The 22,626-nt window shown below is 68.0% G+C and carries 21 protein-coding genes and 2 tRNA genes; 9 read left to right on the forward strand and 14 right to left on the reverse strand.

The features are described 5' to 3' along the window. Positions 1-64: 64 nt before the first annotated feature. The 4 genes from ACWFRB_RS09480 to ACWFRB_RS09495 form a co-directional block, all read right to left on the reverse strand. A complete protein-coding gene (locus tag ACWFRB_RS09480; protein ID WP_452640532.1) occupies positions 65-259 on the reverse strand; it encodes a hypothetical protein in 195 nt (64 codons plus the stop codon). Positions 260-518: 259 nt separating this feature from the next. Then, complete coding sequence (locus tag ACWFRB_RS09485) at positions 519-935, reverse strand: hypothetical protein (RefSeq protein ID WP_452640533.1); 417 nt, start codon at positions 933-935, stop codon at positions 519-521. Then, positions 932-1,822, reverse strand: a complete 891-nt coding sequence (locus tag ACWFRB_RS09490) for a phage antirepressor KilAC domain-containing protein (RefSeq protein ID WP_452640534.1) — start codon at positions 1,820-1,822, stop codon at positions 932-934. Before ACWFRB_RS09490 ends, ACWFRB_RS09485 begins: the two co-directional genes overlap by 4 nt. 64 nt (positions 1,823-1,886) lie before the next feature. Next, entirely contained in the window at positions 1,887-2,111 is a 225-nt protein-coding gene (locus tag ACWFRB_RS09495; RefSeq protein ID WP_452640535.1) for a helix-turn-helix domain-containing protein, read from the reverse strand. 463 nt (positions 2,112-2,574) lie between these two features. On the opposite strand from ACWFRB_RS09495, the gene ACWFRB_RS09500 reads away from it, so the two are divergent. From ACWFRB_RS09500 to ACWFRB_RS09510, 3 genes are all read left to right on the forward strand, one after another. After that, positions 2,575-3,462 (forward strand): hypothetical protein, encoded by an 888-nt coding sequence (locus ACWFRB_RS09500; RefSeq protein WP_452640537.1) that lies wholly within the window; start codon positions 2,575-2,577, stop codon positions 3,460-3,462. A gap of 68 nt (positions 3,463-3,530) precedes the next feature. Then, complete coding sequence (locus ACWFRB_RS09505) at positions 3,531-3,962, forward strand: hypothetical protein (RefSeq protein ID WP_452640538.1); 432 nt, start codon at positions 3,531-3,533, stop codon at positions 3,960-3,962. Positions 3,963-4,062: 100 nt separating this feature from the next. Continuing rightward, positions 4,063-5,205, forward strand: a complete 1,143-nt coding sequence (locus ACWFRB_RS09510; protein WP_452640540.1) for a tyrosine-type recombinase/integrase — start codon at positions 4,063-4,065, stop codon at positions 5,203-5,205. A gap of 59 nt (positions 5,206-5,264) precedes the next feature. On the opposite strand, the gene ACWFRB_RS09515 is transcribed toward ACWFRB_RS09510, so the two are convergent. The 7 genes from ACWFRB_RS09515 to ACWFRB_RS09545 all read right to left on the reverse strand — a co-directional run bounded on the left by ACWFRB_RS09515 (position 5,265) and on the right by ACWFRB_RS09545 (position 11,165). Further along, positions 5,265-5,338: transfer RNA gene (locus tag ACWFRB_RS09515), tRNA-Leu, on the reverse strand. A 149-nt stretch (positions 5,339-5,487) separates the two neighbouring features. Continuing rightward, the gene (locus ACWFRB_RS09520) at positions 5,488-6,309 is read right to left on the reverse strand and encodes a M23 family metallopeptidase (protein ID WP_452640561.1); all 822 of its coding nucleotides are present in this window, start codon (positions 6,307-6,309) and stop codon (positions 5,488-5,490) included. A gap of 459 nt (positions 6,310-6,768) precedes the next feature. Then, positions 6,769-7,713: a Ppx/GppA phosphatase family protein gene (locus tag ACWFRB_RS09525; protein ID WP_452640542.1), complete on the reverse strand. Its 945-nt coding sequence runs from the start codon at positions 7,711-7,713 to the stop codon at positions 6,769-6,771. Then, positions 7,710-8,267 (reverse strand): DUF501 domain-containing protein, encoded by a 558-nt coding sequence (locus ACWFRB_RS09530; protein ID WP_452640543.1) that lies wholly within the window; start codon positions 8,265-8,267, stop codon positions 7,710-7,712. Before ACWFRB_RS09530 ends, ACWFRB_RS09525 begins: the two co-directional genes overlap by 4 nt. Beyond that, positions 8,264-9,001: a septum formation initiator family protein gene (locus tag ACWFRB_RS09535; protein WP_452640545.1), complete on the reverse strand. Its 738-nt coding sequence runs from the start codon at positions 8,999-9,001 to the stop codon at positions 8,264-8,266. The genes ACWFRB_RS09530 and ACWFRB_RS09535 overlap by 4 nt, the downstream gene beginning before the upstream one ends. A gap of 22 nt (positions 9,002-9,023) precedes the next feature. Then, positions 9,024-10,319 carry a phosphopyruvate hydratase gene (gene eno / locus ACWFRB_RS09540; protein WP_452640547.1) on the reverse strand — a complete coding sequence of 432 codons (1,296 nt, stop codon included), beginning with the start codon at positions 10,317-10,319 and terminating at the stop codon, positions 9,024-9,026. Positions 10,320-10,421: 102 nt separating this feature from the next. Further along, the gene (locus ACWFRB_RS09545; protein WP_452640549.1) at positions 10,422-11,165 is read right to left on the reverse strand and encodes a lytic transglycosylase domain-containing protein; all 744 of its coding nucleotides are present in this window, start codon (positions 11,163-11,165) and stop codon (positions 10,422-10,424) included. Between the two features lie 158 nt (positions 11,166-11,323). On the opposite strand from ACWFRB_RS09545, the gene efeU reads away from it, so the two are divergent. From efeU to efeB, 3 genes are read left to right on the forward strand one after another with little or no spacing between them, the layout of a single operon-like run. Further along, positions 11,324-12,226, forward strand: coding sequence for an iron uptake transporter permease EfeU (efeU, locus tag ACWFRB_RS09550; protein ID WP_452640550.1), 903 nt, complete (start codon positions 11,324-11,326; stop codon positions 12,224-12,226). An 11-nt stretch (positions 12,227-12,237) separates the two neighbouring features. Continuing rightward, positions 12,238-13,371 (forward strand): iron uptake system protein EfeO, encoded by a 1,134-nt coding sequence (gene efeO / locus ACWFRB_RS09555; protein WP_452640551.1) that lies wholly within the window; start codon positions 12,238-12,240, stop codon positions 13,369-13,371. Then, the gene (gene efeB / locus ACWFRB_RS09560; RefSeq protein WP_452640552.1) at positions 13,352-14,659 is read left to right on the forward strand and encodes an iron uptake transporter deferrochelatase/peroxidase subunit; all 1,308 of its coding nucleotides are present in this window, start codon (positions 13,352-13,354) and stop codon (positions 14,657-14,659) included. The genes efeO and efeB overlap by 20 nt, the downstream gene beginning before the upstream one ends. Positions 14,660-14,678: 19 nt before the next feature. On the opposite strand, the gene ACWFRB_RS09565 is transcribed toward efeB, so the two are convergent. From ACWFRB_RS09565 to ACWFRB_RS09575, 3 genes are all read right to left on the reverse strand, one after another. Further along, positions 14,679-15,389, reverse strand: a complete 711-nt coding sequence (locus ACWFRB_RS09565) for a MazG family protein (protein ID WP_452640554.1) — start codon at positions 15,387-15,389, stop codon at positions 14,679-14,681. 4 nt (positions 15,390-15,393) lie between these two features. Next, positions 15,394-19,044, reverse strand: a complete 3,651-nt coding sequence (gene mfd / locus ACWFRB_RS09570; RefSeq protein ID WP_452640563.1) for a transcription-repair coupling factor — start codon at positions 19,042-19,044, stop codon at positions 15,394-15,396. 86 nt (positions 19,045-19,130) lie between these two features. Then, positions 19,131-19,832 (reverse strand): TetR/AcrR family transcriptional regulator, encoded by a 702-nt coding sequence (locus ACWFRB_RS09575; protein WP_452640556.1) that lies wholly within the window; start codon positions 19,830-19,832, stop codon positions 19,131-19,133. 139 nt (positions 19,833-19,971) lie between these two features. Between ACWFRB_RS09575 and ACWFRB_RS09580 the strand changes: the two genes are divergently transcribed. The 3 genes from ACWFRB_RS09580 (at position 19,972) to ACWFRB_RS09590 (ending at position 22,588) form a co-directional block, all read left to right on the forward strand. Then, positions 19,972-20,042, forward strand: a tRNA-Gln gene (locus tag ACWFRB_RS09580). Between the two features lie 90 nt (positions 20,043-20,132). After that, positions 20,133-21,608: a bifunctional UDP-N-acetylglucosamine diphosphorylase/glucosamine-1-phosphate N-acetyltransferase GlmU gene (gene glmU / locus ACWFRB_RS09585; RefSeq protein WP_452640557.1), complete on the forward strand. Its 1,476-nt coding sequence runs from the start codon at positions 20,133-20,135 to the stop codon at positions 21,606-21,608. Next, a complete protein-coding gene (locus tag ACWFRB_RS09590) occupies positions 21,605-22,588 on the forward strand; it encodes a ribose-phosphate diphosphokinase (RefSeq protein WP_452640558.1) in 984 nt (327 codons plus the stop codon). The genes glmU and ACWFRB_RS09590 overlap by 4 nt, the downstream gene beginning before the upstream one ends. Positions 22,589-22,626 lie beyond the last annotated feature (38 nt).

Below are 22,626 nucleotides of genomic sequence, written 5' to 3' on the forward strand. Positions count from 1 at the left end.
TTCATCTCCTTGGATGGATGGGTTAGGGAGCCGTCACGGGCGCAATCCGTGGCGGCTTCGCCTGTTATCGGGTGAGGATTCGGCGGAGGCCCGGCGCGGTGATCCGCGCGAGCCGCCGCATCTGGGCGGTGGAGGGATCCGGGTAGATGACGCCGGACACCTGATCGATCTCGGCGCGCGCCTCGACGCGTTCGAGCAACGTCATCGACGGACGGTTCTCCGCCAGAAGCGCTTCCAGCTCCACCGCGGTGTTTGTCAACTTCGGCTCCCTCATCGATCGTGGATTCTTTCGGTGGACACGGTGTTCTGTGTCCAGGTTCATTGGAAATCGGTGGCGGCGGATGCCCGCCATCTGGACGGGCCAGGACTCCACATCTCAGCCCGCCGCCACCGGAGTTCATGGGTGACCGCGGGAGCGGCCTATGGAGTGGGACCCAACAGGTAGCCGTAGGCGGCGCAGCCCACCGCATACACCGTGAACAACACGGCAGGCAGCGCACACAAAAGCGCGCGGCAGATCATGCGGCACCACCATCGACTAGGCGCGAGCTCTTCGGCATCTCGAAGACGACACTCATCGATGTCCCGTCACTGAGCGGTACAACCATCCGCGTCCTCTCAATCCCGGGATCCGAACTTTCGGCGTCGTCATCCGGCCAGGTGATACGACTGGATCGCTGCACCTCACACTCGGCTCCGTAGCGGCGGATCAGCGCGGCCCGCTTGTTTGCGGTCGACCGGGACTTGTACTCCTTGTTCGTCACCGGCCACACGAAGTCAGTGGTTCCCATGATCTCGACGTAGTTGCCCTCGAGCTTCCAGCCTGCCGGCGCCCAGTTGGGGTCCGGGTACATGTAGTCGTCCTCGGGGTCATCTCGATGGAGTGCGCCCTCGGGGTAGCGGGTGATGACGACGCGGTAGAGGTAGTCACTCATGCTGCATCTCCTCCGTTGATCTCACGCGGCAGCTGGAGCGAGCCGTTCTTGTCGACGTACTTGGTGATCCACTTCCACGCGATGTCCTGGCCCCGCGGATGCAGGTAGGTAGTGAACGAGGTTCGGCCCGACTTCTCATCGGTCCGCTTGACGTTCTCTGCCCATCCATTCCGGATCGCTGTGGCGGTTGCCTGACCGGCGTCGGAGCGTTCACCGTGGATGGTCATGCCCTTGTGGGTGAGGAATGCCATCACGTTGGCCTGCAAGATCCAGATGCCATGCACCTTCTTCCCCCAGGTCTGCACCTCGCGAGCGAAGTCCTGGCGGTGAATCGAGGTCGTCGAACCGGAATGGGCTTCAGCCTTCGCGACCTTCGGGGCGTCATGCTCAACCTTCGCTTCGAGCTGCCGCTGCGCCTCCGTCGCGACAACCAGCTGCCGCGCGGTCGCCGTGAACTGCTCTGCCATCGCGAGGACACCAGCCGGGGTCGAGAGGTCGAGCGCCGGGCGAATCTCCGCCTCACGGGTGCGGATCGCGAAGTAGGCCTGCGCGGCGGCAACTTCAGGCTTGCGAGGGTCGCCGTTCATCGCCACGAGGTAACAGGCGAAGCGAGAGAGGTGGCAGTCCTCCCGCGGGCGGCCACCCTGCTGACCTGAGTTTTCGGTGACGCCAACGAAATGGTCTGCGACGTCGTAGCCCTGGTTCGAGGCTGCGATTTTCGCCTTCTCGATGACGGCAACGAAGTTGCGCCAGTCCGCGCCATAACCGAGCGAAGCCATGTACTCGCGAGCAGACCAGCACTCGGCGCCGTCTGGCCCGGCCCGCTTGATCTCGTCGAAGGGAGACTCCCCACCCTCGGGCTCGTTAGGTATCGTCAGATCCGACATTCGGATCTCCTTTCATGCGGATTGATGTCGTGGCCGTCAGCAGGTGCAACTGCTGGCGGCATTTTCATGCAGATCGGAGGCGCTTCGTGCGGCTGGCAGCGGGACGCTCTCCGGCTAGCCAGCGGTCGATGGCTTCGCGATGGATCGACCACTTTCCCTTGGGCGCCTTCGTCTGATGGCCAGCTAGTTCGCCGACCTGAAGTGCGGTGTAGACGGAATCCGTCGATCGGCGCGCGTACTCCGCGACTTCTCGGACCGTCATCCAAGGCGACTCAATGCCTGCGGTCATGCCGCATGCTCCGGGCCTACACGGGGCCGGTACTGGGTATCGATTGCTCCCACCGGAAGTCCGTACACAACCTCAAGGGCCTCGATCAGCCCAGAGCTCGCACCACGGTGGCCGTTCTCGATGGCACTTATTGCGCCACGGCTATACCGACGACCGGTTTCTTCCTCGATCCGCCCAATGAGCTCGTCGAGGGTCTGGCCTGAGACAAGACGCAGGTACTTGATTGAGATATGGGGCGGAGTCCGAGACTCCCGCTGACCGTCGTAGCGCGATCGCGCTTTAGTTGAAGGAGGCATGTCTTCAAGTTACTGGCAAACTACAGCGCAAATCAAGACCGAATCTTGGAAAACTTCCACTTGACCTGCAGAACGACAGAGCTGTAACTATCGCCAGGTCGTAGGTCATCTGTAGCTCCAGATCGATCACGCTTTAGTTTGCCGAAGTTTTAGGGCAGGCTAGAGACATGGCAAACGACATCGCACGTCTTGGACGCTTCGTCGAGCGACGACGAAAGGAACTCGGCCTCAGCCAAATCGAGCTCTGGCAAGCAGGCGGCCCGTCCAACAGCACACTCACAGGTCTCGAAACTGGGGCTGCGACGACGGTCGGACGGGTGACACTCCGCAAACTCGACAAGAGCCTTCGGTGGGTCGACGGAAGCGCGAATGCCGTTCTCGAAGGAGGCGAACCTGAGCCAGAACTCAGCGAGCGAGAGCGCTATCAGAAGCACCAAGCGGACTACTTGAAGCAACAGGGGCTCACCTATGAGGAGGCCTATGCCGACAAGGTGTCAATTCCCGCCCCGCCGTGGGCGGACGAGCCCCGCGGCGAAGGTGAGGTACTCAGCAAGCTACGACGAGCCCTCGTCGCAATGCTCATCCAGGCTGATTTCTTGAACGACACCGCGGTCGGGATAGATCTCACCCCGGATCCAGATCGGATTGACACCTTGGTATCCGAGATCGAAGACCTCTTCGTTGACATCGATGAGTTGCTCGACAGGGTCCGCCACGCGGCTGTCATCGCTTACGGCAGCGAAGCTGACCTTCTGCGCGCGAAGAATTCGCAGGTTGCCCGCATGCGCAAGACAGTCGAAGCCGCCAACAGGACGGGTGGCCGCATCGCCACTGCAGATTCTCTGCTCAATGGGCCGCTCGGCGCCCGGGTCAAGGACAGCGCCATGACTGAGCGGGATCAAGGACTCACGGTTGATCCAGGCGCCGACCCTGCTCACCAGTCCGACTATGCCCTTGCTCGCCAAGCGGGCGAAACGGAGGAGAAGCGTCGCCGGCGGATGCAGCCTGAGCCGGAGGACATCGCAGATCCGGATGGCCCTGAGGGGGGCGCATGACCGTAGTTGGTTCCCAGACAGGGAATGCCAACGATGTAGTTGTCGGTGGTAACGATCGCAGTGCGTCCATGACCGTCTGGCATCCGTGGCGTCACCTCCGCGACCATCATCCCGACCTCGAGGCGCATTACCTCCAGGAGCTGCCGAACGGGGAACGCGGTCGATGGGACGAGCGTGGCGTCCACGTCTGCGCCAGCAGCAACCAGCGTGAGCGTCGCTGCACCCTTACCCACGAGCTCGTACACGTCGAGCGCGGCCCGGTCCCCGACGAACCTCACCTCGCCGCACGTGAAGAGCGATGCGTCGACCGCATCACCGCGCGACGCCTCATCACCCTCGACGACCTTGTCGACGCCCTGATCTGGAACCGGCGCCGCGTCGATGACGACACCGCCGAGGAACTGTGGGTTGACCTCCGAACGCTGCAGATCCGCATCCGCGAGCTGACCGACCGCGAACGAGCCCACATCGACGAAGAACTGGAGAGGAGGCTGTCATGAACGCAATCGGGCAGGCGGAGGTATTCAGGGCCGAGACTGTTCTCGGACTACGGCTCCGACAGATTCACGATGACTGGTCAACGCACGGGCGCGCCGCCTGATGGCCACGGTCAAGTCGTACGAGACCGCGAAGGGCAAGAGGTACCGAGTCCGGTACCGCAAACCCGACGGACGACAAACCGATAAACGCGGATTCACAACGAAGAAGGCAGCAGAGGCATACGCCAACACCGTCGAGGTTGACAAGCTAACTGGCAGCTATGTTGCCCCGTCGGCTGGGCGGTACACGATCGGCGAACTCGGCCCGGATTGGCTTGCGAGGCAGCGGGCCCATCTGAAGCCAGCGGCACTGCACTCGATCGACAGCGCATGGAAGGTTCACGTCGAGCCGAGGTGGGCCACTACCCAGATCGTGAAGGTCACGTTTACCGAGGTTCAAACCTGGGTCGTGGAGCTATCAGCGCGGCGCGGCGCAACCATCGTCATCACAGCGCACAGCGTGCTGAAGCGGATCCTCGACGACGCCGTCCGAGACAACCGACTGGCCAAGAATCCTGCCGAGAAGGTCAAGCTGCCACGCAGGACCCGGAAGGTCAGCCGGTACCTCACACACCGCCAGGTGCATCAGCTCGCAGAAGAATCAGGGAGGTACCGAGCGCTGGTCCTACTCCTTGCGTACGTCGGCTTGCGGTGGGGTGAAGCCGCCGGCCTTCGCGTACGTGATATCGATTTCCTCCGTCGGCGCGCGTTGCTTCACGAGAACGCGGTTCATGTTGGCGCCGAGTCACACGTCGGCACCCTGAAAGGGCACAAGAACCGATCGGTAGCGCTGCCGAAGTTCGTGGTAGACGAGCTCGCACAACACTGCCGCGGCAAGGGACCCGGCGATCTGCTCTGGGAATCTCAAAGTGGCGGCCACCTACGGTCGCCGTCGAGCCATGATTCGTGGCTGTCCGGCGCGGTAGCTCGCTGCCAGCGCACTGCGGATCTCGCGCGAGAGGCAGAAGGCGACGATCCGACGACGCCCGAGTTTCCACGCGTGACCGCACACGACCTTCGGCATACGGCGGCGTCGCTCGCGGTCTCGTCGGGCGCCAACGTCAAGGCCGTGCAGCGGATGCTCGGGCACTCGTCGGCGGCCATGACGCTGGACGTATACGCAGATTTGTTCGATGACGACCTCGAAGATGTGGCGAAACGCCTCGACGAAAGTGTGGGCAGGATGTGGGCAAATGCGCAGTAGATACCCGACAACCGAAGCAGAAACGAGGCTGACCAGTATGTTCACCGAGTCAGATGAAGTGCCCCCAGTCGGACTCGAACCGACACTCGGCGGATTTTAAGTCCGCTGCCTCTGCCAATTGGGCTATGGGGGCTCGACTGCCGACGCCACGACAGCCGCATCCAGTCCGACCGCGGGAAATGGTCGAACTGGACACGTGGATGCTAGCTGCCCGGCATCCGGGGCGGCGCATTTCGCGTGCGCCATCTCAAAGCCGGAGTTCAGCCTCACGAACAGCCGAGGCTACTGAGACCAGGTCGGCGAAACCCCACGATCCAGGAGCCACTGGGCGGGGTCGATCTTCTCCCCATCGGGATTGTGCACCTCGAAGTGCAGGTGCGGTCCGGTCGACTGACCACGATTTCCAACGGTTGCAATCTGCTGACCGGCCGCCACCTGCTGGCCGATGTCGACCAGGAACTCGTTGATGTGGCCGTACACCGTGGTCGTTCCATCATCTTCCTGAACGCGCACCCACAGCCCGAAGCCGGAGGCCGGACCCGCGGAAATGACCGTGCCATCGGTGGCCGACTGAATCGGGGTACCGATCGGCGCCGCGATGTCGATTCCACCGTGCAGCGTCCCCCAGCGCTGCCCGAAAGGAGATGTCAGCGTGCCCGATGCCGGCTGCACAGTTCGCGCCAAAATCGGATGGTTCGACGGAAGCGTGCCGAGCTGGTCTTGTGCCCATTGCTGAACGCCCGCGACGTCGGGCACCTCGATCGACGGCGCCGGGGAATCCTGCGGCTCCGGGGCGACTTGTGGCACCACAGCGGCCGGCGGCGCCTGGAACGCCGGGGGTACCGGGACGACGAGAGGCGCCTGGTTGACAGGGGGAAGCTGGACTCCCGCCGGCACCAGCGCATCGGGAATCTCGATCGGCGGCAATCCGGGAACCCGAATCGGCACTGCCGCCGCGCTACCGACACCGAGCTGCATGCTTCCGATCAGCATCACGCTCGTCGCAGCTGCAACCGTGACGATCTTGATCGGACCCGTACCCGCAGGCGCGCGGTGGCGACCCTGGGCAGATTCCTTGGCTTGCGCGACATCCTTGCCCTGCACAGCGACCTTGGTTTTGGTGGCGACTTCGACGGAAACCACGACGTTCCGCAAACAATGGCGGCCGTACGGGGCGTCTACATCGGGGCCGTTGCCAACCGGCGCGCGGTGCCGACCTGACGTGGAATGTGGATCAATGGTGCAGCTCGAACGAGTGTCCGTCCCGTGGTGATTGCCCACAGCACTACCTTCTTTTCGTTGGCTGGGCCGCTCCTGTGGCGCGACCCTCGGGCCCCCGTGACGAAGGTAACAAAACTGCATCAATCTTGGATACCGTTATTGAATCTTTATCAAGATCATCTTCCAGACATGGCCAGACTGAGGTAGCACCATCGCCAGTCCGTCAACGGAACGGCGCAGCCTTCGACGGCACTCGCCGTCGGGCGATCCCAAGGGTTTGTCAAGACCGATCCGACCTCGGAACAGCCGGAGCCGGACAGGGCTGCCGGCGATGGCAGAGCGCTAGAGGATCGAAAGCGCGATTCCGTCGAGGATGTCGTGCTCGCTGACCACCAGTTCGGTGATCCCCGCGCGGCGCGCGAGCTCCTCGGCCAGGACGTCGGAGACGATCGCTCCCCCACCGATGACGTCGACCCGACCCGGGTGCATCGGCCCGAGGGCCGCGCGCTGGTCGTGGGTCATGTGTACGAGCGAATCGTTCACCTCGTGCAGCCGCGGCAACGACATCCGCGACAGGTGCACCTTCTCGGCGTCGTAGTGCGGCAGCTCCAGTGAGACCGCGGCGATGGTCGTCATCGTGCCCGCCACGCCGACCCAGGTGTGCGCCTGCTCCACCGGCACCACATCGAAGGCCTCGGTGAGCTTCGCCAACGCGAACTCGCGCGCCTGCGCGATCTGCTCGGCCGTCGGCGGGTCGTCGTGCAGGCAGCGCTCGGTGATCCGCACACAGCCGATATCGGTCGAGTGCGCCGCGTGCACCCCGCCGCCGTCACCGAGGACCACCTCGGTGGATCCGCCGCCGAGATCGACGACAACGAAAGGTCCTGCGGCAGGGTCGAGTTCGCCGACGGCGCCCGCGAAGGAGAGCCGTGCCTCCTCGTCACCGGAGATCACCTCCGCCTCCGCTCCCTCGATCACGGCACCGAGGACCTCCCTGGTCATCGCGAAGAAGTCCTCGCGGTTGGAGGCGTCCCTTGTCGCCGACGTCGCGACCATCCGAACCGCGGTGGCGCCGGCCTCGCGGATCATGTCCGCGTACTCCTGCAGCGCGACCCTGGTGCGTTCGATGGCCTCGGGTGCGAACGCACCGGTCGCGTCGACACCCTGTCCGAGGCGCACGACCCGCATCTCACGCCGGACGTCGTGCAGGCGTCCCTCCGCATCGGCGTCAGCGATCAGCAGGCGGATCGAGTTGGTGCCACAGTCGACGCCTGCGACCCTGGTCATTCGTCGGTCCCGGTCTCACCGGGTCCCCGGTAGACGGGCCAGTCCGCCGGGATGGCGGTGCCGCGCAGCTTGCCCTGCGCGGCCAGCGCGACCGACTCGTCGCCGAGCGGGTTGAGACCCGGCCCCTTCGCCAGCGAATGCGCCATCAGCACGTGCAGGCACTTGACCCGGTCGGGCATGCCGCCGCCGGTGAAATCTGTTCCGAGCGAATCGATCTCGTTCCGCTCGGCCAGGTAGGACTCGTGCGCGCGCCGGTAGGCCTGTGCCAGCTCCGGATCGTGCTCCAGGCGTTCGGTCATCTCGCGCATCACCCCAGCCGACTCCTGCCTGCTCGCCTCAGCGGTGAGACGCGGATCGGTCAGGTAGTACAGCGTGGGGAACGGCGTGCCGTCGGGCAGCCGGGGCGCGGTCTTGACCACGCCGGGCGTGCCGTCCGGGGCCCGGTAGGCGATGGCGAGAACGCCGCGCGGATCGCGGCCGAGCTGCGCGGCCACCGCGGCCAGGTCGTCCTGGGACACCGCGGGGCGGGAAGTGCTGTCAGCCGGATCGGTCACCCGACGGGCCCTCCTTGATCGTGAGGAATGGTCATCGAACCCGCGCCGGTCGAATCCGGTGCGGGCGGTGGCGGTCCCGGGGCAGGCGGCGTGGGCGTCGCGCTCGGTTCCGGCTGCGGCTCCACGATCGGCCGCCACAGGTCTGTGTACCAGGGATCCCCGGTGCGCTTGCGCTCACTGAGCTGCTCGGGCCTGGTCGCCACCTCGCCCGGCAGCTGCACCTGGAACGGCGTCTCGCCGGGTTTGACGTACTGCAACCGCTCCCTGGCCTCGGCGGAGATGTACGCCGGGTCGTCGTTCTGCTGCTTCTGCCGGGTCAGCTGCTTGAGGTCGTCCTCGAGTTCCTTCTGCTGCGCGGCAACCCGATCCGCCTCGCTGCGCTGGGTGAGGTAGTTGCGCAGCGGGACGGCCAGGGTGAGCGCGAGGGCGCAGACCACCACCGCCAGGATCACCGCCTTGCCGGTGGAGAGCCCGAGGATGGTGCGTTCGGGCTTGTCCTCGCCTGAGGAGCCGGCCCGCGAACCCCGTGCGCGGATGGGCTTCTCGCTGGACGACTCGGGCTCGAACTCCGGAGCGGGCTTTCCGCCCGCCGCGGGGCCGGAGCCTGGAGCCGACGCGGTAGGTCCGGTCGTACGGCCGCGCGACGGACGCCGCGCAGCCGACTCGTCGCGGGTGCGACGGGAGTCCCGACCGGCCGGGCTGCCGCCCGGACGTGACCTACCGCGTTGGCTCATAGGCTCAGTACCGCTTCCGTTCTCAGCTCGCCGAGCCGTCGAAGGAGAAGCGCGGGAACGCGAGCTCGCCTGCGTAGCGGGCCGCGTCGCCGAGGGCCTCCTCGATGCGGAGGAGCTGGTTGTACTTCGCGACGCGCTCGCTGCGGGCGGGGGCGCCGGTCTTGATCTGGCCGCTGCCGACGGCGACGGCGAGGTCGGCGATGGTGGTGTCCTCGGTCTCGCCCGAGCGGTGGCTCATCATCGTCTTGTAGCCGTTGCGGTGCGCCAGGTCGACGGCGTCCAAGGTCTCGGTCAGCGTGCCGATCTGGTTCACCTTCACCAGCAGCGCGTTCGCGGCGCCCTTGACGATGCCCTCTTCGAGGCGATCCGGGTTGGTGACGAACAGGTCGTCGCCGACGAGCTGGACCTTGTCACCGACCTGCTCGGTGAGCGCGACCCAGCCCTCCCAGTCGTCCTCGTCCAGCGGGTCCTCGATGGAGACCAGCGGGTACGCGGCGATCAGCTCGGCGTAGAAGGCCGACATCTCGGCGGCGGTGCGGATCTTGCCCTCGAACTTGTAGCCGGAGCCCTTGGTGTAGAACTCGGTGGCCGCGACGTCCAGCGCCAGCGCGACGTCGGTGCCCAGGTTCAGACCGGTCTTGGCGATGGCCTCGATGATCAGGTCGAGCGCTTCCTTGGTGCCCGCGACGTCGGGGGCGAAGCCGCCCTCGTCACCGAGGCCGGTGGACAGGCCCTTGGCCTTGAGCACCGACTTGAGCGAGTGGTACACCTCGGTGCCCCAGCGCAGCGACTCCTTGAAGGTGGCGGCGCCGATCGGCGCGACCATGAACTCCTGGACGTCGACGCCGGTGTCCGCGTGCGCGCCGCCGTTGAGGATGTTCATCATCGGGACGGGCAGCACGTGCGCGTTCGGGCCGCCGACATAGCGGAAGAGCTCGAGGCCGGAGGACTCGGCGCCCGCGCGGGCGACGGCCAGCGACGCGCCGAGCAGGGCGTTGGCGCCGAGGCGGGACTTGTCCGGGGTGCCGTCGAGGTCCAGCAGGGCCTGGTCGACCACGCGCTGCTCGGTGGCGTCGATGCCGATGATGGCCGGGGCGATCTCACCGAGCACGGCCTCGACGGCCTTCTCGACGCCCTTGCCGCCGTAGCGGTCGCCGCCGTCACGCAGCTCCACGGCCTCGTGCTCGCCGGTGGAGGCACCCGAGGGCACCGCGGCGCGCGCGAAGCTGCCGTCGTCGAGCAGCACCTCGACCTCCACCGTGGGGTTTCCCCGGGAATCGAGGATCTCGCGAGCTCCGACCTGCTCAATGATGGCCACGGATGGTTCTCCTTTTGGCGGCGTTTCCAGTAGACGATTTCGCTACATAGTGCCAGGTCTGAGCCTAACGGCAGCAACCGGCCGTGTCGTCGCGCCGCGCGGTCACGGCCGGGTCCCCACCGAATACGCGGCCGCGCGGTCACGAACGTCGTTCAGGTACTCGCCGGACAGGTTGTATGCCATCAGGGACCGGCGCCAGCCCTCCTCGGAGGTCAGGTCACCGCCCCTGGCGCAGAGGTACCGAGCCGCCGTCAGCGCCGCATCGTCGATGTTGTCCGGATTCGCCACCCCGTCGCCGTTGGCGTCGACGCCCCACCGCTTCCAGGTCTCGGGGATGAACTGCAGGGGACCCATCGCGCGGTCGTGCACGGGGTCGCCATCCATCGCGCCGCCGTCGGTGTCCGGGATCTCGGCGACCCCCGGCCCCCCGTCGAGCGGAATGCCCCGGATCTGCGGGCTGACGTCTCCGGTCGGCGCGACGGAGGAACCGCGGTAGGTGCCGTGCCTGCTCTCGACGCTCGCGATACCCGCCAGCGTCGTCCATCCGATGCCGCACTCGGGCCGCGACTGCGCCATCACCGCGGCCGCGTAGCCGTAGGCCTCGAGCGCGGTGACCGAGAACCCGAGGGCGTCGGTCTGGCCGGCGGCCCAGTCCCGCAACTGATCGGCGGTCCGACCGGGAGCATCGATGTCGATCGGGGGCACGGGTGCACCGGGGCCCGGCGGAATGCCCTGCGGGATGGCAATCTTCGGCTCACCCGCACATCCGGCGAGGATCGCGACGCCGAGCACGGCCCCGACAACGCACCCGAGCAGTCGTCGATGTCGTGTGGTCACCGCGTCCATGATCCACGTGAATCACTGACGGGCGGCAACCCGGGCAATTCGGACGGGCCGCCATCGCGGCCCGGGCCCGCATCTGGTAAGTGCTACCTTAGTTCGGTTCAAGAGAAGGTTCGCCTTGCCTATGTATGGGCTGCGACATGCACAGATGAGGAGCCGCCGTGCTCACACTCGCCGCAGGCGCGAGCGCGCCGAGCGTCGCGACGCAACTGGTCGGCAGCGGACTCATCGGACTCCGCGAGGGACTCGAGACCGGCATCGTCGTGATGATCCTGGTCGCGTTCCTGGTCAAGTCCGACCGGCGCGACGCCCTCAAATGGGTGTGGCTCGGCGTCGCCGCGGCAGTCGCCATGGTCGCGATCATCTTCGTCGCAATCCATTTCGGCACCTCGACGGTCACCGGACTGGCGGCCGAGCTCATCAGCGGACTCGCGTCCCTGGTCGCCGTGGTCATCGTGACCGCGATGATCCTGTGGATGCGCAAGGCCGCCGCCTCGATCTCGGGGCACCTGCGCGCAGGGCTGTCCAAGGCACTCGCGGTCGGACCGTTCGCGGTCGCCTCGATGGCCTTCTTCGCCGTCGGCCGTGAGGGGGTGGAGACGGCGCTGCTGCTCGTCGGCTACGCGGAGAACACCGCGGGCAGCATCTGGCCGCTCGTCGGCCTGCTCCTCGGGATCGCCGTCGCCGCGGCCCTGACCGTCGGCCTGTACTTCGGTGCGGTCCGGATCGACTTCGCGGCCTTCTTCCGCTACACCGGGGTGTTCCTGGTCGTCGTCGCGGCCGGGATCCTGGCGTATGGCGTCCGCGCCCTGCAGATCGCCGGCTGGCTCCCGGGCGGATCGAACCTGGCATTCGATGTGTCGGCCCACTTCGACACCTCAACCTGGTACGGCACCGTCCTGCAGGGCATCTTCAACTTCCGGCCGGACCCGACGGTCCTCCAGGTGGTCGCCTGGGCGGTGTACCTGGTCGTCGTGCTCACCGTGTTCCTGCGCCCGCTGCCTGCCAAGCCCGGGCCCGAGCGGGCTCCGCTCCCCGAACCCTCCAACATCCCCGCATCCTGAAAGGCTCCACCGTGCGTCGCACCGTTCCCGCCATTGCACTGCTGGCCCTCGCGCCGGTGGCGCTGGCCGCCTGCACCTCCAAGTCCGAGAGCGCCGAGGGCGCGATCGCGGTCACCGCGACCGACACCAGCTGCGAGGTCGCGCGCGACACCGGAGAGACCGGCAACAACACCTTCGAGATCACCAACAACGGTTCGAAGGTCACCGAGTTCTACGTCTACGGCGAGGGCGATCGCGTCATGGGCGAGGTGGAGAACGTCGGTCCGGGCCTGACCCGCACCCTGATCGTGAACTTCGCGGAGGCAGGCACCTACCACACCGCCTGCAAGCCGGGCATGGTCGGCGACGGCATCCGTTCCGAGTTCACGGTGACCGGCGACTCCTCCACGGCCGCCGACGAGAGCGGCCAGCTGGCCGATGCCGCTGCCGAGTACAAGCGCTACGTCACGAGCCAGGTCACCGCCCTCCAGGAGACGGCGGCGGCATTCGTCGCCGCGGTCAAGTCCGGCGACATCGAGGCCGCCAAGGCGAAGTTCCCGACCACCCGCACCTACTACGAGCGCATCGAGCCGATCGCCGAGTCGTTCCCCGACGACCTCGACCCGCGACTGGACCTGCGCGAGGTCGACCTCGAGCCGGGCCAGAAATGGACCGGCTTCCACCGGCTCGAGAAGGATCTGTGGGCACAGGGCCTGCAGCCCGACACGAACGCCATCGCCGACCAGCTCCTCGCCGACCTCCAGGAACTGTCCGACGGCATCAACTCCCCCGACTTCACCGTCGACCCGATCCAGGTCGCCGGCGGCGCCCAGACGCTGCTCGACGAGGTCTCCCGCACCAAGATCACCGGTGAGGAGGACATCTTCAGCGGCACCGACCTGTGGGACTTCCAGGCCAACGTGGACGGATCCCAGGCCGCGGTCGCGACGCTCCGCCCGATCGTCGACGAGAAGGACCCCGCGCTGGGCACCCGGATCGATCAGCGCTTCGCCGAGCTCGACGCGGAGCTCGCCCTCTACCGCAGCGGCGACGGCTTCGTGCTGTACAGCACAGTGACCGAGCCTCAGCGGCAGGCACTTTCGCAGAAGATCGACGCGCTGTCCGCAGAGGTGAGCCAGGTGCAGGGTGTCGTCGCCGGGCAGTGACGGCGCCGGCCGTCCCGGGCTCTCGCGGCGCAGACTCTTCGGCGCCGTTGGTGCGGGGGCGCTCGCGGTCGGCGCGGGCGCAGCGGTCGGTCGCCTGACCGCGCCGGAGCCAGCATCGGTAGACACCCAGGTGGTCGCCTTCCGCGGCGCCCACCAGGCCGGGATCGTCACCCCGGCGCAGGACCGCATGCACTTCGTCGCGTTCGATGTCACCACCGACTCCCGGGACGACCTGGTCGCCCTGCTGAAGAAGTGGACCCAGATGGCGGAACGGATGACGGCGGGAGAGGAGGCCGTGCCCGACGGCGCCATCGGCGCGGGCGACTACTCCCCGCCGACCGACACCGGCGAGGCACTCGACCTGCACGCGAGCCGGCTGACGCTGACCATCGGGTTCGGGCCGTCGCTGTTCGAGCGGTTCGACCTGGCGGACAGGCGACCCGCGGCGCTCGCCGAGTTGCCCAAGTTCACCGGCGACTCCCTCGACCCGGCCCGCAGCGGCGGGGACATCTGCATCCAGGCCTGCGCGGACGACCCCCAGGTGGCCGTGCACGCCATCCGCAACCTCGCCCGGGTCGGCTTCGGCACCGTGGCGGTGAAGTGGTCACAGCTCGGGTTCGGCCGGACCTCCTCGACCTCGACGACCCAGTCGACGCCGCGGAACCTGTTCGGGTTCAAGGACGGAACGCGCAACATCAAGGCCGAGGACCAGGGCGCCGTGGACGAGCAGGTCTGGGTGACCGGGGCCGACGACCAGGAGTGGATGGCGGGCGGTTCGTACCTGGTGGCCCGGCGCATCCGGATGCTGATCGAATCGTGGGACCGCACCGCACTCAACGAACAGGAGCGGGTGATCGGGCGCAGCAAGGGCACCGGTGCACCGCTCGGCGAGAAGAACGAGTTCGATCCGCTGAACCTCGATGCGAAGGGCGCGGGCGGACAGCCCGTCATCGACACCGACGCGCACGTCCGGCTCGCCTCCGCCGAGGAGCTCGGCGGCATCCAGATCTTGCGGCGCGGCTACAACTTCACCGATGGGTCCGACGGCTTCGGGCACCTCGACGCCGGACTGTTCTTCATCGCCTACTGCCGTGATCCGCAGAAGCAGTTCGTGCCGATGCAGTTGTCGCTCTCACGCAACGACGCGCTCAACGAGTACATCAAGCACGTCGGGTCCGCGGTGTTCGCCGTGCCGCCCGGCATCCAGGACGACGGCGGGTACTGGGGTTCGACGCTGTTCGAGGGGCAGGCGTCTCCGACGGAACCGATGGCCGAGCCGGGGCACTGACCTCGGCGGACCGGATCCGCTAGGCCCAGTGCGCCTTCCAGTCCTCGTCGGCGAGGGCGCCGGGGGCGATCCCGGCCGCGGCGGCGGCGCTCTCGGCGGCCCGGATCCGGTCCGCGAAGGCCAGCACGGCCCGCCGCAGGGTCACCTCCGCGTTGCCGTTCTCCCCGATCCGCACCGTCGTGAGGTCCTCGGGCACCAGCTCGGCGGGCAACCCGGCCTTGCGGGCCCGGCCGATCACCTTCTCCGCCAACGCCAGGGCGGGCAGGCTGGTGGCGATGCCGTCGATGCACGAGGCGCGCGACTTCTCCGCGAGCTTGCGGCGCTCCCACGCCGCCTCCTGCTCGGCGATGTCGATCGGGCCGACGGCGTCCTCGGCCAGGTGCGGGCTGCGGTGCGCCAGCTTGGCGACCAGTGTGGCCGCCACGTCGTCGACGTCGAAGTGCCCGGCAGCCTGAGCGATCCGGGATTGGAAGAGCACCTGTAGCAACAGATCCCCGAGCTCCTCACGGATCTCGGCCGGGTCGCCCGCGGCGATCGCGTCGAGCAGCTCGTAGGTCTCCTCGACGAGGTAGACCGTCAGCGAGTCGTGGGTCTGGGTGACTTCCCAGCCGCCGTAGCCCCACAGCTTGTCCATCACGTCGATGGCCTCGACGACACTGTCGCCTGGCCGTGGCGGCTCCGTCACACTGTCGCGTTGCCGCTGCTCCTGACGTCCGGGCTCGCTCGTCACCGCCTCACACCCTCGCGGGCAGGCTGACGTCGACGGCGCCTGCGGCGCGGCCGTCGAGGGCGAGCAGGAAGTCCGCGATGTACTGCAACAGCGCGACATCGCGCACCCGGTCCGCGCCGACCCCGCCGGAACCGGTGCGCGGCAACGGTAGCTGCACCATCCCGGTCGTCGCGCGGTACTGCGCGCTCGGGTACAGGCGCTTGAGGCGCAGCTGCTTCGAGTCCGGCAGGTGCATCGGCGCGATCTTGAGCTGGGTGCCGGCCACCGACACCTCCTCGAGCCCGAACTCCCGGCAGAGCAGGCGCAGCTTGGCTACCGAGACCAGCCGGCCCACCTCCTCCGGCACGGGGCCGTACCGGTCGACGAGCTCCTCGATCACCGCGACGATGGCCTCGGAGTCGGTGGCGGCGGCCAGCTTCCGATATGCCTCGAGCCTGAGCCGGTCGCTGGTCACGTAGTCGGGCGGGATGTGCGCATCCACCGGCAGGTCGATACGGACCTCTTTCGGTGCCTCGTCGGTGGTGACCGGCCTGCCGTCGGCGACCGCGCGGAACGCCTCGACGGCCTCGCCGACCAGCCGCACGTACAGATCGAACCCGACGCCTGCGACGTGTCCGGACTGCTCCGCCCCCAACACGTTTCCCGCGCCGCGGATCTCGAGGTCCTTCATGGCGACGGCCATGCCCGCGCCGAGATCGGAGTTCTGCGAGATGGTGGCGAGGCGGTCGTACGCGGTCTCGGTGAGCGGCTTCTCCGGCGGGTACAGGAAGTACGCGTACCCGCGCTCACGACTGCGGCCGACGCGCCCACGGAGCTGGTGCAACTGCGACAGACCGAGCGAGTCGGCCCGCTCGACGAGCAGGGTGTTGGCGTTGGAGATGTCCAGGCCGGTCTCGATGATCGTGGTGCACACGAGCACGTCGAACTCGCGCTCCCAGAATCCCTGCACGGTCTTCTCGAGCGTCTCCTCGTTCATCTGGCCGTGCGCGACCACTACCCGCGCCTCGGGCACCAGGTCACGAAGTCGCTTGGCGGCCTTGTCGATCGAGCTGACCCGGTTGTGCACGTAGAACACCTGGCCGTCGCGCAGCAGCTCGCGCCGGATCGCGGCGGCCACCTGCTTGTCGGCGTACGCGCCGACATAGGTGAGCACCGGGTGCCGCTCCTCCGGCGGGGTGAGGATGGTCGACATCTCGCGGATGCCGGCCATGCTCATCTCGAGGGTTCGCGGAATCGGGGTGGCGGACATGGTCAGCACGTCGACGTGGGTGCGCAGCGCCTTGATGTGTTCCTTGTGCTCGACGCCGAACCGCTGTTCCTCGTCGACGATCACCAGGCCGAGGTCCTTCCAGCGGACCGCGGTCTGCAAGAGCCGGTGCGTGCCGACGACGACGTCGACCTCGCCGTCCGCCATACCGGCGATGATCTCCTTCGACTCCCCCGCATCGGTGAACCGGGACAGGCCCCGGACCTTGACCGGGAAGGCGGCCATCCGCTCGGTGAAGGTCTGCAGATGCTGTTGCGCGAGAAGGGTGGTCGGCACCAGCACCGCCACCTGCTTGCCGTCCTGGACGGCCTTGAAGGCGGCCCGGACCGCGACCTCCGTCTTGCCGTAGCCGACGTCGCCGATCACCACGCGGTCCATCGGGACCGGCTTCTCCATGTCGGCCTTGACCTCGTCGATGACCGTCAGCTGGTCGTGGGTCTCGGTGAACGCGAACGCGTCCTCCATCTCCTTCTGCCACGGGGTGTCCGGGCCGAAGGCGTGCCCCGGCGCGGCCTGCCGGGCGGCGTACAGCTGCACCAGTTCCCCGGCGATCTCCCGAACCGCCTTGCGGGCCTTGCGCTTGGTGTTGGTCCAGTCGGAGCCGCCGAGCTTCGAGAGCGCGGGCAGCTCGCCGCCGACGTAGCGGGAGAGCTGGTCGAGGGACTCCATCGGCACGAACAGCCGGTCGCCGGGGTGACCCCGCTTGCTGGCCGCGTATTCGATCACCAGGTACTCGCGGCGCGCGCCGCCGACGGTCCGCTCGACCATCTCGACGAAGCGGCCGATGCCGTGCTGGTCGTGCACCACCATGTCGCCCGCGGTCAGCGCGAGCGGATCGACCTGATTGCGCCGCTTGGCGGGCAGCCGCTTGCCGTCCCCGACCGCCGCGACGCGGTTGCCGGTGAGGTCGGACTCGGTGATCAGGACCAGGCCGGCATCGCTGCCGGGGAACATCAGTCCGTCGTGCAGGCTGCCGCAGAGCACGCCGACCACGCCAGGCCCTGGCGCCGCGCCGGGCGCCAGCTCGGTCGCCGGGACCTCCGCCTCGGCGAGCCGTTCCAGCACCCGGTGCGCGGTGCCGGAGCCTGCCACCACGATCGCGGCCCGACCGCCCGCGCTCACGTGCGCCCGCAGCGTCACGAACAGCTCGGCCAGCAGCTCGTCGGAACCGCGGACCTCGGGCACCGCCCGCAGTTCGAGGGCCAGTTCCTCGCCGCTGCCCGAGGCCAGCGGACTGACCGTCCACCAGGGCCGGCCGGACGCCTCGACGCTCTCGCGTACCTGCCGCAGCGACCGGTAGGCGGAGGCCGCGAGGTCGAGGCCCTTGCCGCCGACGCTCGAGGTGTCGATCGCGGACGCGTCCAGCGGCGCCGCCCCGCCAAGCGAGGCCGCCGTCCAGGACGCCTCGAGGAACTCCTGCCCGGTGCGCACCAGGTCGGTCGCGCGGGTACGGATCTTCTCCGGGTCGCAGAGCAGCACGTGCGTGTTCGCTGGCAGCGCATCGGTGAGCAGCGCCAGCTCGCCGTTCTGCAGCACGGGCAGCAGTGCCTCCATGCCCTCGACCGGGATGCCTGCGGACAGCTTGTCGAGCATCTCCACCAGCGCCGCATCGGCCTGGTTGTCGGCGGCCAGCGCCGCCGCGCGATCGCGCACCGCGGCGGTGAGCAGCAGCTCGCGACAGGGCGGCGCGATCAGGGTGGCGATCTCGAGCTCGGGCAGTGACCGCTGATCGGCCACCGAGAACGCGCGCAGCTCGGTGACCTCGTCGCCCCAGAACTCCACCCGCACCGGGTGGTCGGCGGTCGGCGAGAAGATGTCGAGGATGCCGCCGCGGACCGCGAACTCGCCGCGCTTACCGACCATGTCGACGCGCTCGTAGGCCAGTTCGACGAGGCGGTGTGTCAGCGCGTCGAAGTCGTGTTCGGATCCGACCCGCAGCGTGATCGGTTCGATCTCGCCGAGCCCGGGCGCCATCGGCTGCACCAGCGAGCGGACGGTGGTGACGATGACCCGCAGCGGCGGGCCGTAGTCGGCGTCGTCCGGGCGGGCCAGCCTGCGCAGCACCTCGAGCCTGCGGCCGACCGTGTCCGCGCCGGGCGAGAGCCGCTCGTGCGGCAGCGTCTCCCAGGACGGGAACTGCGCGACCGCGTCGCCGAGCACCTCGCGCAGCTCACCGGTCAGGTCGTCGGCCTCGCGGCCGGTCGCGGTGACGAGCAGCAGCTGCGTCTCCTCCGCGATGGCGGAGGCGATGAAGGGCCGGGCCGGGGTGGGCGCGACGATGTCGAGCGAGGCCGAGCCGACGGCCTCGCGCACGCCGCCGAAGGCGGGGTCGGCGAGGGCCACCGAGAACACTCCGGCGAGAGGAAACGCAGCGGAGTCGACGGCCACCGGGTTCGAAGAACGGGAAGACAACGTCGATGCTCCTGGGCTCGCCGAACGGGTGAAGCCGCCGCTGGGGACGACCACAGAAGAGTCTAGGCGCGGCCACCGACGTTTTCCGATGGGCCCGCCGCGGTGGCGCGACCCCTGCCGCCGCTACTCGCGCCGAGTTTCGGGTCGGCCTCCAGGTTGGTCAGGCCGTTCCAGCACAGGTTCACCACGTGCGCGGCCACCACCTCCTTGGGTGGTGTGCGTTCGTCGAGCCACCACTGCGCGGTCATCGACACCATCCCGACCAACGCCTGGGCGTAGAGCGGGGCGAGCTCCGGGTCGAAGCCTCGCTTGGAGAAGTCCGAAGCCAGGATGTGGCCGACCTGACTGACCGCGTCGTTGAGCAGGGACGAATAGGTACCGTCGGCAGCCGTCACCGAGGAGTCGCGCACCAGGATGCGGAAGCCGTCGGTGCGCTCCTCGACGTAGGTGAGCAGGGCCAATGCCACTCGCTCGACCCGGACGCGGGACCGATTCTGCGAGAGCGAGGCGGTGATCATGTTGAGCAGGGTCGACATCTCGCGGTCCACGACCACGGCATAGAGGCCCTCCTTGCCGCCGAAGTGCTCGTAGACGACGGGCTTGGAGACGCTCGCGCGGGCGGAGATCTCCTCGATGGAGGTGGCCTCGTACCCGCGTTCGGCGAACAGGGAGCGGGCGATCTCGATCAGCTGCTCGCGACGCTGGGTGCCGGTCATCCGCGTCCGCGGAGGTCGTTCGCCGGGGGCCTGCGGGGGTCGGGACATGCCGCCAGCCTATCCGGCACGCGAATCGATTCAGTCGAGGCGGTTCGACCAAATCCGCGCCAGCATGCGAGGATCGTGGGCGCACAGGCGGGGCCGGGCCGAGCCTCCGGTTTCTGACGCGTTTCCGCAGGTGCGGCAATCCGCCGTAGTGTAATGGCAGCACCTCTGATTTTGGTTCAGATAGTTCAGGTTCGAGTCCTGGCGGCGGAGCGAGTTCTTCTGAGCGACCATTGGCTCAGTGGCGCGAATTGCTGGGTCGGCCAGCAGCTGTAGAGACCGGTTCGAGTTCGAGGGAGCGTCATGCCAGCCGAGACCGCAGTGGTCGTCCTCGCCGCAGGGGCAGGAACTCGGATGCGGTCCAAGACCCCCAAGGTGCTGCACGCGATCGCAGGCCGGACGATGCTCGCGCATTCCCTGCACGCGGCCTCCGAGCTCGATCCCGCGCACCTGGTCACCGTCGTCGGCCACGAGCGCGAGGCCGTCGGCGCCGCGACCGCGCAGGTCGCAGGGGACCTGGGCCGCAAGATCCTCACCGCGGTGCAGGACGAGCAGAAGGGCACCGGGCACGCGGTGGCGTGCGGCCTGAGCGCGCTGCCCGACGACTTCGACGGCACCGTCCTGGTCACCTCCGCCGATGTCCCGTTGCTCGACGGGGAGGCGCTGCACGCGCTGCTCGCCACCCACACCGCGGCACCGGCGGCCGCCGTGACCGTTCTCACCTCCACCGCCGCCGACCCCACCGGCTACGGGCGCATCCTGCGCACCACGGACGGCGAGGTGAACGCGATCGTCGAGCAGGCCGACGCGACCGACTCGCAGCGCGCCATCACCGAGGTGAACTCCGGGGTCTACGCCTTCGATGTCGCCACCCTGCGTTCCGCGCTCGCCTCGCTCAGCGCGAACAACGCGCAGGGCGAGCTCTACCTGACGGACGTCATCGCCATCGCCCGCCGCGCCGGCAAGACGGTGCGCGCGAAGCACCTCGCCGACTCGCTGCTCGTCGCCGGGGCCAACGACCGGGTCCAGCTCGCGACCCTCGCGCACGAGCTCAACCGTCGGATCCTGGTGCGGCACATGCGCGCAGGGGTCACCGTCGTCGACCCGTCGAGTACGTGGATCGACGTCGAGGTGGAGCTCGGGCCGGACGTGACCATCGAGCCCGGCGTGCAGCTGCGCGGCCGCACCACCGTGGGCGAGGACGCCGTCATCGGCCCGGACTCGACCCTCAGCGACGTCACCGTCGGCGAGGGAGCCACCGTGATCCGCACCCATGCCGACCGCTCGGCGATCGGCGCGGGCGCCACCGTCGGCCCGTTCACCTACCTGCGCCCCGGCACCGTGCTCGGCGAGGCGGGCAAGCTGGGCGCCTTCGTCGAGGTGAAGAACTCCGACATCGGGGCGCACTCGAAGGTGCCGCACCTGACCTATGTCGGCGACGCCACCGTCGGTGAGCACAGCAACATCGGGGCGTCGAGCGTCTTCGTCAACTACGACGGCGTCAGCAAGAGCCGTACGGTGGTGGGGTCGCACGTCCGCACCGGGTCCGACACGATGTTCGTCGCCCCGGTGCAGGTGGGCGACGGTGCGTACACCGGTGCGGGTACGGTGCTGCGGTTCGACGTTCCGCCCGGCGCGCTCGCCGTGTCCGGGGGTAAGCAGCGCAACATCGAAGGTTGGGTCGAGCGGAACCGACCCGGCACCGCGGCGGCCGAAGCGGCGGCGCGGGCACAGCAGCAACAAGCCGAAAACACGAACAAGGATGGCGAAGATCAGTGACTAGCGCGAATTGGATCGACAACCAGAAGAACCTGATGCTCTTCTCTGGTCGCGCCCATCCCGAGTTGGCCGAACAGGTCGCGAAAGAGCTGGACATCCAGGTCACCCCGCAGACCGCCCGCGACTTCGCCAACGGCGAGATCTTCGTCCGATTCGAGGAGTCGGTGCGTGGATCCGACGCGTTCGTGCTGCAGAGCCACCCGGCCCCGCTGAACCAGTGGGTCATGGAGCAGCTGATCATGATCGACGCGCTCAAGCGTGGATCCGCCAAGCGCATCACCGCGGTGCTGCCGTTCTACCCGTACGCCCGCCAGGACAAGAAGCACCGCGGCCGCGAGCCCATCTCGGCCCGCCTCATCGCGGACCTGCTCAAGACCGCCGGCGCCGACCGGATCATCACGGTCGACCTGCACACCGATCAGATCCAGGGCTTCTTCGACGGCCCCGTCGATCACATGCACGCGCAGGGCCAGCTCGCCGAGTACGTGCGGGAGAACTACGGCACCGACAACATCTGCGTCGTCTCCCCGGACGCCGGCCGCGTCAAGGTCGCCGAGAAGTGGGCTGACGCCCTCGACGGCGCGCCGCTGGCGTTCGTGCACAAGACCCGTGACCCGCTGGTCCCGAACCAGGTCAAGTCCAACCGCGTGGTCGGTGACGTCAACGGCCGCACCTGCGTGCTGATCGACGACATGATCGACACCGGCGGCACCATCGCGGGCGCCGTCAAGGTGCTCAAGGACGCCGGTGCCGGTGACGTCATCATCGCCACCACCCACGGCATCTTCTCGCACCCGGCCGCCGAGCGACTGGCGTCCTGCGGCGCCAAGGAGGTCATCGCGACCAACACGCTGCCGATCCCCGAGGAGAAGCGTTTCCCGACGCTGACCGTGCTCTCCATCGCGCCGCTGCTCGCGCGCACCATCAAGGAGGTCTTCGAGAACGGCTCGGTGACCTCGCTCTTCGACGGCAGCGCGTAGGCGCTTCGCGCCTGTGCGCGGTTGACGAGTCCCTGGAC

It is taken from the genome of Rhodococcus sp. NPDC055112 (assembly GCF_053607505.1).

What these genes read in the sequence shown, in the direction of transcription:
- ACWFRB_RS09485 (WP_452640533.1), bottom strand. Translation starts at nt 935, where the DNA reads ATGAGTGACTACCTCTACCGCGTCGTCATCACCCGCTACCCCGAGGGC.
- ACWFRB_RS09490 (WP_452640534.1), bottom strand. Translation starts at nt 1,822, where the DNA reads ATGTCGGATCTGACGATACCTAACGAGCCCGAGGGTGGGGAGTCTCCC.
- ACWFRB_RS09495 (WP_452640535.1), bottom strand. Translation starts at nt 2,111, where the DNA reads ATGACCGCAGGCATTGAGTCGCCTTGGATGACGGTCCGAGAAGTCGCG.
- ACWFRB_RS09500 (WP_452640537.1), top strand. Translation starts at nt 2,575, where the DNA reads ATGGCAAACGACATCGCACGTCTTGGACGCTTCGTCGAGCGACGACGA.
- ACWFRB_RS09505 (WP_452640538.1), top strand. Translation starts at nt 3,531, where the DNA reads ATGACCGTCTGGCATCCGTGGCGTCACCTCCGCGACCATCATCCCGAC.
- ACWFRB_RS09510 (WP_452640540.1), top strand. Translation starts at nt 4,063, where the DNA reads ATGGCCACGGTCAAGTCGTACGAGACCGCGAAGGGCAAGAGGTACCGA.
- ACWFRB_RS09525 (WP_452640542.1), bottom strand. Translation starts at nt 7,713, where the DNA reads ATGACCAGGGTCGCAGGCGTCGACTGTGGCACCAACTCGATCCGCCTG.
- ACWFRB_RS09535 (WP_452640545.1), bottom strand. Translation starts at nt 9,001, where the DNA reads ATGAGCCAACGCGGTAGGTCACGTCCGGGCGGCAGCCCGGCCGGTCGG.
- ACWFRB_RS09545 (WP_452640549.1), bottom strand. Translation starts at nt 11,165, where the DNA reads ATGGACGCGGTGACCACACGACATCGACGACTGCTCGGGTGCGTTGTC.
- ACWFRB_RS09575 (WP_452640556.1), bottom strand. Translation starts at nt 19,832, where the DNA reads ATGTCCCGACCCCCGCAGGCCCCCGGCGAACGACCTCCGCGGACGCGG.
- glmU (WP_452640557.1), top strand. Translation starts at nt 20,133, where the DNA reads ATGCCAGCCGAGACCGCAGTGGTCGTCCTCGCCGCAGGGGCAGGAACT.